The organism is Nonomuraea sp. NPDC049695, assembly GCF_040674955.1.
GTDB lineage: Bacteria > Actinomycetota > Actinomycetes > Streptosporangiales > Streptosporangiaceae > Nonomuraea > Nonomuraea helvata.
The window spans coordinates 340,492-353,065 of sequence record NZ_JBFANV010000001.1; the positions used below are offsets into that span (position 1 = coordinate 340,492).

12 protein-coding genes and 1 pseudogene are annotated in these 12,574 nt (G+C 68.7%); 8 read left to right on the forward strand and 5 right to left on the reverse strand.

What is annotated here, in order from left to right:
- Window positions 1-17: 17 nt before the first annotated feature.
- Entirely contained in the window at window positions 18-2,168 is a 2,151-nt protein-coding gene (locus tag AB0J64_RS01525; protein ID WP_364018826.1) for a hypothetical protein, read from the reverse strand.
- Window positions 2,169-2,495: 327 nt separating this feature from the next.
- Between AB0J64_RS01525 and AB0J64_RS01530 the strand changes: the two genes are divergently transcribed.
- The 3 genes and pseudogenes from AB0J64_RS01530 to AB0J64_RS01540 form a co-directional block, all read left to right on the forward strand.
- Window positions 2,496-3,494: a LacI family DNA-binding transcriptional regulator gene (locus AB0J64_RS01530; protein ID WP_364018828.1), complete on the forward strand. Its 999-nt coding sequence runs from the start codon at window positions 2,496-2,498 to the stop codon at window positions 3,492-3,494.
- 44 nt (window positions 3,495-3,538) lie between these two features.
- On the forward strand, window positions 3,539-4,414 hold the full coding sequence (locus AB0J64_RS01535; protein WP_364018830.1) for a nucleoside hydrolase: 876 nt from the start codon (window positions 3,539-3,541) through the stop codon (window positions 4,412-4,414).
- 181 nt (window positions 4,415-4,595) lie between these two features.
- A pseudogene (locus AB0J64_RS01540) lies at window positions 4,596-4,841 on the forward strand (sugar-binding domain-containing protein); the annotation flags it as partial.
- Window positions 4,842-4,879: 38 nt separating this feature from the next.
- Here the strand turns inward: AB0J64_RS01540 and AB0J64_RS01545 are convergent.
- Entirely contained in the window at window positions 4,880-5,080 is a 201-nt protein-coding gene (locus AB0J64_RS01545) for a hypothetical protein (protein ID WP_364019223.1), read from the reverse strand.
- 54 nt (window positions 5,081-5,134) lie between these two features.
- Between AB0J64_RS01545 and AB0J64_RS01550 the strand changes: the two genes are divergently transcribed.
- Window positions 5,135-5,662: a DUF4982 domain-containing protein gene (locus AB0J64_RS01550; RefSeq protein WP_364018832.1), complete on the forward strand. Its 528-nt coding sequence runs from the start codon at window positions 5,135-5,137 to the stop codon at window positions 5,660-5,662.
- 19 nt (window positions 5,663-5,681) lie between these two features.
- Here AB0J64_RS01550 and AB0J64_RS01555 read toward each other — a convergent pair whose 3' ends face one another.
- Window positions 5,682-6,416, reverse strand: a complete 735-nt coding sequence (locus AB0J64_RS01555; RefSeq protein ID WP_364018834.1) for a sulfite exporter TauE/SafE family protein — start codon at window positions 6,414-6,416, stop codon at window positions 5,682-5,684.
- Window positions 6,417-6,517: 101 nt separating this feature from the next.
- Here AB0J64_RS01555 and AB0J64_RS01560 point away from each other — a divergent pair, with 101 nt between their 5' ends.
- A complete protein-coding gene (locus tag AB0J64_RS01560) occupies window positions 6,518-6,853 on the forward strand; it encodes a hypothetical protein (RefSeq protein ID WP_364018836.1) in 336 nt (111 codons plus the stop codon).
- Window positions 6,825-7,148 carry a type II toxin-antitoxin system PemK/MazF family toxin gene (locus AB0J64_RS01565; protein ID WP_364018838.1) on the forward strand — a complete coding sequence of 108 codons (324 nt, stop codon included), beginning with the start codon at window positions 6,825-6,827 and terminating at the stop codon, window positions 7,146-7,148. The genes AB0J64_RS01560 and AB0J64_RS01565 overlap by 29 nt, the downstream gene beginning before the upstream one ends.
- Here the strand turns inward: AB0J64_RS01565 and AB0J64_RS01570 are convergent.
- Window positions 7,120-7,797 (reverse strand): TetR/AcrR family transcriptional regulator C-terminal domain-containing protein, encoded by a 678-nt coding sequence (locus tag AB0J64_RS01570; protein ID WP_364018840.1) that lies wholly within the window; start codon window positions 7,795-7,797, stop codon window positions 7,120-7,122. The genes AB0J64_RS01565 and AB0J64_RS01570 overlap by 29 nt on opposite strands.
- Window positions 7,798-7,867: 70 nt before the next feature.
- Here AB0J64_RS01570 and AB0J64_RS01575 point away from each other — a divergent pair, with 70 nt between their 5' ends.
- Window positions 7,868-8,785, forward strand: coding sequence for an ATP-binding cassette domain-containing protein (locus tag AB0J64_RS01575; RefSeq protein ID WP_364018842.1), 918 nt, complete (start codon window positions 7,868-7,870; stop codon window positions 8,783-8,785).
- Window positions 8,786-8,800: 15 nt separating this feature from the next.
- Window positions 8,801-9,601 carry an ABC transporter permease gene (locus AB0J64_RS01580; protein WP_364018844.1) on the forward strand — a complete coding sequence of 267 codons (801 nt, stop codon included), beginning with the start codon at window positions 8,801-8,803 and terminating at the stop codon, window positions 9,599-9,601.
- A gap of 164 nt (window positions 9,602-9,765) precedes the next feature.
- On the opposite strand, the gene acnA is transcribed toward AB0J64_RS01580, so the two are convergent.
- Window positions 9,766-12,495, reverse strand: coding sequence for an aconitate hydratase AcnA (gene acnA / locus AB0J64_RS01585; protein ID WP_364018846.1), 2,730 nt, complete (start codon window positions 12,493-12,495; stop codon window positions 9,766-9,768).
- Between the last annotated feature and the right edge of the window lie 79 nt (window positions 12,496-12,574).

Sequence of the window (12,574 nt, forward strand, 5' to 3'; positions counted from 1 at the left end):
TTCCGGGTCCATGGGAGTTACTCGGGTGTGGAAAGGACACGGGGACGGGGGAGCGCGCCCAGTCCTTCTGAAGTGATCACCCAACCGTCGGGAGGCTCTGCCCCCTGGTTCACCGCCGTGGCGATGTGCGCCATCGCGGCCAGCAGTCCTCCGTTTGCCGGCAGATAAATGGTGAGGAATCCCGGCATTTGCGGATTGTGTCCGTTGGGGAGGAAGACATTTTTGGGCGACGGGAGCAGGAGGGCGTCGATCGCCCGGCCGACGTCGCCAAGACGGGCCGCGGTCATCGCCATGACGGGGTAGTCCCAGCCCCAGCTGGATTGCAGGTCCCACTGCTCCCATACGGAGTCGAGCGTCGCCGACATCGTGGCCGGGTCCACGAGGTGCGTGTCGGGAAGCCACCCCAACGCCATGAGCATGGACGGGTGATCCTTCCGGATGAGCAGCGGAGGCGTCGCGATCGCGGCGTACGTTCCGTCGGGCAGCAGAGCGGGCCGGCGCATGTTCCGCGCCACCCGGTCCCACTCCTGGCTCGGTTCGAGACCGAGTTCGCTTCTCCACTCGTTCGCCACGCTGAGCGCCCATGACCAGTACGCCAGCTCGAAGGTCGGATCGGCGTTCGTCGCCCGGTCGACGAGGTAGCTCTCCTGCGCGGGAATGAGCGGAGGCGGCAGCACGAACGATCCGTCGCGTTCCTCGGCGAAGTCCGCCATGAAGTCGGCGGTCGCCTCGACGAGCGGGTAGTGGCGACGCAGGAACGACTCGTCACGCCCCTCGCCACGCAGCAACTCCAGCAGGTAGATCACGTGCGGCTGCTGCCACAGCAGGAAGACGCCGATGTTGCTCGGCGACTCGCGCGCGGACGGGTCGGTCTGCTTCGGCCAGCGAGCTCCGCGATACCCCTGACGGCGGGCGGTCGCCTTCGCCGCCTCAAGAGCGCCGTGATACCAGCGCATGCTCCGCTCGAGCAGCTGCCCCCGCCCCCACATCGGGAAATGCGCCGCATGCCACCAGTGCATCTCGAGGTGGAACTTCCCCGACCAGGTGTTGTACGTCAGACCGGACTCCGCGGGAGGCGTGGACCCGGCGCTGTTGACGGCCGTGAGGTACTGCGAGACGACGATGCGGCGTTCGAGTTCCGCGGCACGCGCATTCGTGCTGCCGGCGAGGCTGACCGCCGCACCGGTGCTCCAGTGCTCCGCCCACCAGGTCCTCGCGGAGTCGCTGACGGCGGAGAAGTCGTGCTCGTCCTGCTGCCGGCAATGCTCAGGCGTCAGCGTCACCACGACCTCAAGACCGCTGGCGTCGGTGCGCGCGACGACGGACCCGGCTCCCTCACGCAGGCTGCCGGTGGTGCGGACGCCGACGCTGTAGGTCAGCGTTTCCACCGTGCGCCGTGCGTTCCAGTGGCACGTCGTCCGCTGGTCCCAGACCGTCTCCTGCGCGAGCGGCAGTTCGAAGGCGGCCAGGTCGTCCGGCTGTTCGTCGAACACCCAGGCGAGGCCCCATCCGCGGAGCAGCAGGGCGGACTCGACGCGCACCGCGAAGCAGTGATCTTGAGGGTCGGCGACGGTGGTGACACGGACGCGCTCGCCGTCGAGGACGTACGCGGCATGGATCGTTCCCGTCCACAGGTCGAGCTCGGTGCGGACGTCCGTCAGCGTGGCCGGATCGTCGAGCCCCGTCCCGTCGGGGCGGACCAGAGCGAGGCGGCCGAGGTGAGCGCGGCGGGGGTTGAAGTGGTGCCACGCACCCGCGACGAACTCGTCGGCAATGGGGTCGCCGGCCCGTTGGAGACCCATGTGGTCGAGGTAGGGCACCGGGCCGCGGGAGGTCTCGTACACCGTGGTCGCGTCCTCGAGCCGGAGCTCCCGGTCGGTGCGCGTCTCGTACCAGCCCCAGGTGGACTGCGTGCGCAGGGGGATCTGGAAGTCGTCGGCGTCGAACGCGCGCGGGCGCTGCTCGGGCAGGCCGGACAGCCCGTCTCCGACGACGCGGTGCGGGTCGGGCACCAGCTCATGGAAGGACGGGAACGTCTGCAGTCCGGAGATGTCGACCGTGAGCGCGATATCACCGTTGCCGACCGTGAGGACGTCAGCGGGGTGCGCGGACGTCAGCACGGGGTTGTGCCGTCGCACGAGAGAGCGCCGGTCGATTGCTTCGGACATCCTCGTCTTTCCTCTTGCTCTTCAGTCTCGGCTGCACTGGATGGAGGGAGTCATGTGTCGGTGCCGCAGAAATGGCCGGCAGAGGCCGGGGCGGGCCCCGAATGCGAGTCAACGTAGCCGTTACGTCGCGAGGAGGTCAAGGAAAAATGTGTACCGGTCTACGACGTCTCCGCTAGCCCTTGCGGTGCGCCATGGGTCATTCGCTAGTCTTCATAGACCGGTCTACATCCGCGACGATCTCGGCGTCATAGGATCGGCAGGACTCGGCTTGAGAAGGGAATGCCCATGGTCGCCCCGGAGCGACGACGAAGAGTAACCATTTCCGACGTGGCGAAACACGCCGGGGTCTCCAAGGCGGCGGTCTCCAAGGTCATCCGGAACGACTACGGGGTCAGCGACGCCATGCGAGACCGCGTCAAGCGGGCCATCGACGAGCTCGGCTACCGCCCCCAGGCCGCCGCGCGGGCGCTGCGCGGGCGGGCGTTCACCATCGGCGTGCTCATGCGGCACATCGGGATCCCGTTCTACGCCGAGATCATGACCGGCCTGGTGGATCAGCTCGCCGAGTCCGACTATCAGGCGATCATGATCCAGGGTGGCACCCGCGACAAGACCGAGAAACGTGCCCTGGACGCCCTGATAGACCGGCAGGTGGACGGCATCCTCCTGATCGCTCCGCTGGGCGGCCGCACCCAGCTTGAGCAGGTGGCGCGCGACATTCCCACCGTGGTGCTGGGCCGGCACGACCGGTCGCCGGCGTACGACTTGATCGTCGACGACGACAGGGTCGGCTCCGAGCTCGTCATGGACCACCTGATCGAGCTCGGCCACCGTCGCATCGGGCACATCACCTTCCACCAGGAGCACGGACGGGCAGCCGACCAGATGCCGCGCATCAGGGCCGAGACCTACGAGCGGGTGATGCGCGATCGCGGGTTCGCCGACGACATCGCCATCGCCGCGACCTCGTACTCGGAGGAAGGCGGCTACGACGGCGCCCGTGAGTTGCTGAGCCGCTCTCCGCGCCCCACCGCGATCTTCGCCGGTTCCGACGAGGCGGCTCTCGGCGTACTGGCCGCGCTGCACGAGGCGGGCCTGTCCGTCCCGGGTGACGTCTCCGTGGCCGGCTACGACAACACCAGGCTGGCCGCCCATCCCAACATCGCGTTGACCACCGTTGACCAGGACGGAGTCGTCATGGGCCGGATGGCCGGGCGGCTGCTGCTCGAGCGCATCGAAGGCCGCACGTCGGCGGTGCACTTCTCGGTCATTCCAAGCCTGGTCGTCCGGCGCTCCACCGCCTCTCCCCCGCCCACGTCCTGCTGATACCGGTACGCAAATCAAGGGAGACGACAGTGCGCCGACGCAGGGTGATCATCAATAGTGACGCCAAGAACGAGGCGGACGACCAATTCGCCATCGTCCACGGGTTGCTGTCACCGACTCTCGACATCCGCGGGCTGATCCCGGCCCACTTCGGCACCCGGCGCACGCAGCGCAGCATGGAGGAGTCCCGCGAGGAGATCGACCTCCTCCTGGACCTGCTCGGTCTGACGGACTCCGTCGCCGTGGCGAACGGCGCGGCGACGGCGCTGCCCGACGAGCACACCGCCGTGGACTCGCCCGGGGCCCGGCTGATCATCGAGGAGTCGGAGCTCGCGAGCGAGAGGGATCCGCTCTACGTGGCGTTCCTCGGGCCGCTGACCGACATGGCCTCGGCGATCCTGCTGGACCCCGAGCTCGTACGCCGGCCAGTGGTCGTGATCTGGATCGGCGGCGCGGGCTACCGCGGGTACGACGAGGGCCGAGCGATCGAGTTCAACCTCTCCAACGACGTCCACGCCGCCAACGTGGTGTTCGACTCCGGCATCACCGTGTGGCAGGTGCCCAGGGATGTCTACACCAAGGTCTCGGTGAGCTACGCCGAACTGGAGGAGAAGATCGGTGACGCCGGACCGCTGGGCCGCTACCTGATCAAGCAGTTGCACGAGGTGAACGCCACCTACCACCCCTGGCCGATCGAGTCCCGCTCGCTGGGCGACTCGCCGGCCATCGCGCTGATGCTCTACCCCGAGAGCGGAAACTTCCGCGTACGACCTGCTCCCCGCTTCGGCGTGGACGGCTCCTGGCTGCCCGGCTCGGACCATCCGATCAAGGTCTGCGAGGAGATCGACGTGCGCTTCCTGCTGGAGGACATGTTCGCCAAGATCCGGGCCTTCGGCCGCGAGCACACCCGGTCCGCGTGAAGGACATTGACATAACCGGCAGTTGGCCCCGAGGAGTTACGTGATCCGCGCATCGTTCAACGACGACTGGCAGTTCCGTCCGAAGGTCAATCCCTTTGCCGAACTGGCCGGAACCGCGGTCCCGTTCGAGCCGGTGACGGTGCCGCACGACGCGATGATCACCCGCGACCGCGAGGCCACCATGGACGGCGCAGCGACCGCTTATTTTCCCGGTGGGGCGTACGAGTACCGCAAGACGTCCTTCGCACCCGAGGAGCACCGCGGCAAGCGGATCCTGCTGGAGTTCGAGGGCGTCTACCGGGACGCGACCGTGTTCGTCAACGGGAACTACGCCGGGCAGCGCCCGTACGGATATTCGCGGTTCTTCATCGACGTCGACCGGTTCCTGCGGTTCGGCGAGAACAACGAGGTCCGGGTGGAGTGCCGCACCCATCAGGACTCGCGCTGGTACTCCGGCGCGGGTATCTACCGGGACACCTGGCTGCTCGTCGGCGGCGTGGTCCGCATCAGCGCGGACGGCGTCCACGTCACCACCCCGGACATCGACGCCGAACGCGCGGTGGTGGAGGTCGCGACCACGGTCGAGAACGACTCGCTCGACATCCGCACGGTCGAACTGGTCACCGAGATCCGCGACGCCGTGGGAACCGTCGTCGCGTCCGACACCGCGCCGATCACGGTACAGCCCCGCGAACCGAAAGCGCCCCGATCATCGTCGAGGTGTACAGCGACGCGGACGAGGTCGAACTTCTGGTCAACGGCCGCTCCCTCGGACGCCGCCCGGTCGGCGAGCAGCACCGCTTCCGCACCGAGTTCGAGACCGCGTACGAGCCGGGCGAACTGCTGGCCATCGCCTACCGCGACGGCGTCGAATCCGGCCGCGATGTCCTGCGCACCGCGACCGGCCCGGTCGTGCTGCACGCCGAACCCGATCGACCGGTCATCACGGCCGGCACCGGCGACCTCGCGTACATCACCGTCACCCTGGGCGATTCGGCCGGGACAGTGCACCCCGCGGCCGACCGGCCCATGCGGGTGGACGTCTCAGGCGACGGGACGCTGATCGGCTTCGGCAGCGCCGACCCGACGACCGAGGAACGGTTCGACGCGGCCGAGCACCACACCTACCAGGGCCGCGCGCTCGCCGTGGTGAAGCCGACCGCGCCCGGCGGCATCCGCCTGGTCGCCACCGCCCCGGACTGCGACCCGGTCGAGGTGCTGGTCACGGTCGAAAGGCCGGACCGGTGACCACGATACCCACGCCACCTCAGCCGAGCTGCGCGATCACGGTCTGCACGAGCAGCGCCACGGCGGACGCGGCGGCCACCGCGAGGACGGCCGCCCGTACCTTGCCGCCGTCGAGGTAGCGGCGCAGCGGCCCCGACACCAGGAACCCGAGCACCATGGGCACGACCAGCACCGCCCCCGTCAGCAGCGCCCGGGCCGGGAGCTCGTCCACGATCGCGAGGATGACCAGCGACTGGGCGGCGCTCAGGAAGAAGAACATCGCCAGCGTCGCCCTGATCTGCGGCCCCTTGGCGTGCTGGTAGACGAGGGCCATGGGCGGCCCGCCGATGCCGGTGGCCGTCCCGGTGATCCCCGAGACGAAGCCGGCGGAGGCGACCGTCAGGCGGTTGCGCGGCACGCTCAGCGCCCTGGCCGTCAGCGCCACCGCGATGAGCACCATGACGGCGACGAAGACGCCTCTGGTGTATACGGAAACGTAGACAACAATGACTGCGCCGATGACACTCCCGGGCAGTCTCCCCAACACCGCGAAGCCCAGTCCGCGCCAGTCCACCGTGCGCCACTCGACGGCCAGCGTGAACAGCGGCAGGGTCACGTTGACGACCTGGATGGCGCCGGGCATGAGGTCGGGGCTCAGCATGGTGAGCACGGGGGCGGCGACCAGCCCTAGCCCGAAACCCACGCCACCTTGGACAATCGCCCCGACGAAGACCGCCAGACCACCAACAATCAGCACCAATGCCGCATCAGTCATGGCGAAGAGTCAATCATCTTTACGCTCTGTTGCCATTTATGCTTCGAGAGTGACCGTGGGCGTGTAACGTCATTCAAGGACGCCGACGTAGCCTCAGGAGTATGGCCATGAAGCCCAAAGCGACGAGCATACGCGTCAGCGTCAAGACCCGCGACAAGATCGCAGCACTCGCGAAGAAGGCAGGTGAACCCATGACCGCGATCATCGACCAGGCCATCCGGGAGATGGAGAAGAAGCAGCGCTGGCAGCACGTCGCGGAGCAGATGGAGCAGACACGACTAGAAGATCCGCAAGCCTGGGCCGATTACCTCGCCGAATCCGAGGTGGTTCAGGGCAAGCCGTCACGCTCCACCCGCATCGCGCCGGAGTGGGAGGGGCTCATCACGTTTCCCGAGGAGAGAAATGAGGGTGATCCAGGGCGAGATCTGGCTCGCTGACCTGGGCGAACCCGTCGGTCGCGAGCAGGGCTTTCCCCGCCCGGTGCTCGTGGTCAGCAACGACGAGTTCAACGCCGCAGCTCCAGTCAAGATCGTCGTGCCCCTGACGACGACCGACCGAAGATGGGACAACCACGTCGCCATTGGCTGCGACGGCACCGGCCTGGAGAAGCCCAGCTGGGCCATGGTCGAGCACGTGCGCAGCGTGTCCCCACGGCGGTTCACGAGGAGGATCGGGATCGCTCCTGACGAGCTCGTCCGCGAAGTCACTGACTGGATCGTCGACTCGATCTAGTGTGGTCGGCCCCGCCCGCCGAGGTCGCCTGAGCCTTGAGGCGGAGCTCCATCCCGTCCAGGATCAGCTGCAGCCCGCCCTCGAACGCCTGGCCGCCCTGCGGGTCGCCCACCTCCGCCATGCCCGCCATCAGCCGCGGATAGGCCGCCTGGAACTCCTCCATGTCCGGCAGCGCGTGCTCCTTGTCCGGACGCATCCTGTCGGCCTGCTCCTCCAGCACGAACCCGGCCACGTACCCGCTGACCGTGGAGAGCCCGCGCATCGCGTCGCCGGCGGTGAACCCCGCCGACTCGAGCCCCGCGATCACCCGCTCCACCGTCGCGAAGAGCTCGGGCGACGGCCGGGTGCCCGCGACCAGCTTGGCCCCGTCGCGGTAGGAGTTGAGCATCGCGCGGTCGGTGTGCGCGAAATCCGCGACCCACTCCCGCCACTTGGCCGGCTCCGTCAGCAGGGGGCGGGACTGGTGCGCGGCCATCATCGAGGCCGCCATCGCGTCCAGTAGCTCCTGTTTGCCCTTGAAGTGCCAGTAGAGCGCCGGAGCCTGCACGCCCAGCTCGCCCGCCAGCCGCCGCAGCGTCAGCCCGTCGAGTCCGACCTCGTTCAGCAGCCGCAGCGCGGTCGCGACGATGGTGCTTTTTTCGAGTGCCACATTGACAGCTTAACAACGTTCAATGCATCCTTAACGCTGTTAGATTTAACACCGTTAAGGAGGTGCTCAGATGATCCACGCAGAGGGGCTGCGTAAGCGGTACGCGGCCAAGGAAGCGCTCAAGGGCATCGACCTGGAGGTCCCCGCGGGCACGGTCTGCGGGCTACTCGGGCCGAACGGGGCGGGCAAGACCACCGCCATCCGCATCCTCACCACGCTCCTGCGTCCCGACGCGGGACGGGCCGAGGTCGACGGGCTGGACGTGGTCCGCGACGCGGCCCCGCTGCGCTTCCGCATCGGCCTGGCCGGCCAGCACGCGGCGGTGGACGAGCTGCTGACAGGCCGGCGCAACCTCCAGCTGTTCGGGCGGCTCTACCACCTGTCCAGAGCCGAGGCGCGGCGCAGGGCGGACGAGCTGCTGGAGCGGTTCGGGCTGGCGGACGCGGCGCGGCGGCCGGTCAAGGAGTACTCCGGGGGCATGCGGCGTCGGCTCGACCTGGCCGCGAGCCTGATCGTGTCGCCGCCGGTGCTGTTCATGGACGAGCCGACCACCGGGCTCGACCCGCGCAGCCGGTTGCAGCTGTGGGAGCTGCTGCGCGGCCTGGTCAAGGAGGGCACGACGCTCCTGCTGACCACGCAGTACCTGGACGAGGCCGACCAGCTGGCCGATCAGATCGTGGTGCTCAGAGAGGGCGTCGTGGCCGCCGCAGGCTCGCCCGAAGAGCTGAAGCGGACGATCGGGGGCGACCGGGTGCAGGTCGTCTTCCGGGATCCGGGAGACGTGGACGCGGGGGTACGGCTGCTCCAGAGCACCGGGGCACCGGAGATCGAGAGCGTCGAGGGGCGGCAGGTGACCGTTCCCGCGACCGACGGCGCGCAGTCGCTCATCCGCATCGCCGGCGCGCTGGACGCGGCCGGCATCCCCGTGGAGGACCTGGCGCTGCGGCGGCCCACCCTCGACGAGGTTTTCCTCCACCTGACGGCCTGAGAAGGAGCCGGAGAGATGTACGAGACACTGCGCTGGACCCTGAACGACTCTCTCACCATCGCCGGCCGCACCTACGCGCGGCTGAAGGCCCAGCCGGTCGAGATCGCCTCGTTCCTGGTGTTCCCCGTGATCATGACCGTGCTGTTCGGCTACGTCTTCGGCAGCGCGATCACCCTGCCAAGCGGCGGCGACTACCGCGACTACCTCATGCCCGGCATCTTCATGCAGGTCATGGCCCTGACGGCGGCCTCGTCCGCCACCACCGTGGGCGAGGACATGGCCCGCGGGATCATCGACAGGTTCCGCGCCCAGCCCATCGCCCGCAGCGCCGTGCTGGTCGGGCGGAGCGTGGCCGACCTGTCGATGCACCTGCTGTCGCTGTCGGCCATGGTGCTGACAGGAGTGCTGCTGGCCGGGTGGCGGGCGCACGGGAGCCTCGGGGCGACGGCGGCGGCGTTCGGGCTGCTGGCGCTCTTCGGGTTCGCGATGATCTGGGTGGGCACGTACATCGGCCTGTGGATCCAGAGCGGGGCGCAGGCGGACGCGGCCACCTTCGGCTGGCTGATGCCGATGACGTTCCTGGCCAACACGTTCGTCCCCACCGAGGGGCTGCCGGCCTGGCTCAAGCCCCTCACCGACTGGAACCCCATGAGCGCCGTCGCGGCCGCCACCCGCGGCCTGTTCGGCAACCCCACCTCGGTCTCCTCGGCCTGGCCGCTCCAGCACCCGGTGGCCGCGAGCCTGATCTGGTCGGTGGCGATCCTCTTGGTGTTCCTGTCGCTGTCCGTCCACCGCTACCGGACGATGTCCCGATGACGAAGAGCCGCCCGGCGGGGGTTGTCCCGCGGGGCGGCTCTTCTTTGTGTCGGGTGGTTCCCCCGATACGGGCGCGTGAGGATCACGCCCCACCCCCGGCTTCAACGAGCGGCCAAGGGTTCCCGGCCCCCGCGCGGCTCATGACCGCGTGTGAGCCCGGGAAGTCACTTCGCGAGCAACGAGCGAAGAACGTACTGCATGATCCCGCCGTGCCGGTAGTAGTCGGCCTCGCCCGGCGTGTCGATGCGGACGACCGCGTCGAACTCGATGTCGCCAGCCTTGACGTGCACGGTGCTCGGGATGCCGCCCGAGTTGAGCTCCTCGACGCCCGTGATGTCGAACGTCTCCTCGCCCGTAAGCCCGAGCGTGGCGGCCGAGGCCCCCTCCGGGAACTGCAGCGGCAGCACGCCCATGCCGATCAGGTTGGAGCGGTGGATGCGCTCGTACGACTCGGCGATGACCGCGCGCACGCCCAGCAGCGCCGTGCCCTTGGCCGCCCAGTCGCGCGAGGAACCGGAGCCGTACTCCTTGCCCGCCAGCACCACCAGCGGCGTCTCGGCCGCGGCGTAGTTGACCGAGGCGTCGTAGATGAACGACACCGGCCCGTCGGGCTGGGTGAAGTCGCGGGTGTAGCCGCCCTCGGTGCCCGGCGCGATCTGGTTGCGCAGGCGGATGTTGGCGAACGTGCCCCGGATCATCACCTCGTGGTTGCCGCGCCGCGAGCCGTAGGAGTTGAAGTCCTTCACCTCGACGCCGTTGGCCTGCAGGTATTGTGCGGCCGGCGTGCCGACCTTGATGGAGCCGGCCGGCGAGATGTGGTCGGTGGTGACCGAGTCACCCACCTTGACCAGCACCCGGGCGCCGGTGATGTCGGTGACGGCCTCCGGCTTGGACGGCATGCCGTCGAAGTAAGGGGCCTTGCGCACGTACGTCGAGTCCGGGTCCCACTCGAACGTGTCGCCCGTCGGGATCGGCAGCGAGCGCCAGTGGTCGTCGCCCTTGAACACGTCGGCGTAGTCGCGCTCGAACATGTCGCGGCCGATGGAGGAGTTGACCACCGCCGAGATCTCCTCCGGCGACGGCCAGATGTCCCTCAGGTAGACCGGCTGACCGTCGCTGCCGAGGCCGAGCGGCTCGGTGTCGAGGTCGATGTCCATGGTCCCGGCCAGCGCGTACGCCACCACGAGCGGCGGCGAGGCCAGGTAGTTCATCTTGACGTCGGGGTTGATGCGGCCCTCGAAGTTGCGGTTGCCCGACAGCACGGCCGTGACCGCGAGGTCGTTGGCCTGGACGGCCTCGGAGATCTCCGCCGGCAGCGGACCCGAGTTGCCGATGCAGGTGGTGCAGCCGTAGCCGACGAGGTTGAACCCGATCTTGTCGAGGTACGGCTGCAGCCCCGAGCGCTCGAAGTAGCCGGTGACCACCTGCGAGCCGGGAGCCAGCGAGGTCTTGACCCACGGCTTGCGGGTCAGGCCCTTGTCGACGGCGTTGCGGGCCAGCAGCGCCGCGCCGAGCATGACGTACGGGTTGGAGGTGTTGGTGCACGAGGTGATCGCGGCGATCGAGACGATGCCGTGGTCGATCTCGAACGAGGTGCCGTCGGCCAGCGTGACGGGCACCGGCTTGTGCGGCCGGGCGCCGTCCGCGCGGGCGTTGGAGGCGGGCGCGTCGGAGGCCGGGAAGGTCTCCTCGCCCTCCTCGTCGACGTCGTCGCTCACGTAGTTCTGGACGTCGTGGCGCCAGGTGGCCTTGGCGGCCGACAGCGCGATGCGGTCCTGCGGGCGCTTGGGGCCGGCGATCGACGGGACGATGGTGCCGAGGTCGAGCTCGATGTACTCGGAGAAGACCGGCTCGGGCGCGGACGGGTCGAGCCAGAGGCCCTGGGTCTTGGCGTACGACTCGACGAGCGCGATCTGCTCCTCGGAGCGCCCGGTCAGCCGCAGGTAGTCGATGGTCTGGCCGTCGATCGGGAAGATCGCGCAGGTGGAGCCGAACTCGGGGCTCATGTTGCCGATCGTGGCCCGGTCGGCCAGCGGCACGGACGCGACGCCCTCACCGTAGAACTCCACGAACTTGCCGACCACGCCGTGCTTGCGCAGGATCTCGGTGATCGTCAGCACGAGGTCGGTGGCGGTGGCCCCGGCGGGCAGCTTGCCGCTGAGCTTGAAGCCGACCACGCGCGGGATGAGCATGGAGATCGGCTGGCCGAGCATCGCGGCCTCGGCCTCGATGCCGCCGACGCCCCAGCCCAGGACGCCGATGCCGTTCTCCATGGTGGTGTGGGAGTCGGTGCCGACGCAGGTGTCGGGGTACGCCTTGCCGTCGCGGGTCATGACCACGCGGGCCAGGTGCTCGATGTTGACCTGGTGCACGATGCCGGTGCCGGGCGGGACGACCTTGAACTCGTCGAAGGCCGTCTGGCCCCAGCGCAGGAACTGGTAGCGCTCGCGGTTGCGCTCGTACTCACGCTCGACGTTGCGCTGGAAGGCGTCCGGGTGGCCGAAGTAGTCGACGATCACCGAGTGGTCGATGACCATCTCGGCCGGCGCGAGCGGGTTGATGCGGGCCGGGTCGCCGCCCAGGTCGCGCACGGCCTCGCGCATGGTGGCGAGGTCGACCACGCACGGCACACCGGTGAAGTCCTGCATGATCACGCGGCCGGGCGTGAACTGGATCTCCACGCTCGGTGCCGCGGTCGGGTCCCAGCTGCCCAGCGCACGGATGTGGTCGGCGGTGATGTTCGCGCCGTCCTCTGTGCGGAGGAGGTTTTCCAGCAGGATCTTCAGGCTGTACGGGAGGCGTGCGGCGCCCTCGACGGCATCCAGCCGGAAAATCTCATATGACGCGTCACCGACGCGTAGCGTGTCACGGCTGCCGAAGCTGTTCGCGGACACGGTGATTCGCCTCCTCCATCAGAAAGGTTTCAGACCAAATCCTGCCGCACTCATCCAACGGGAAACACGTTAGGTGACC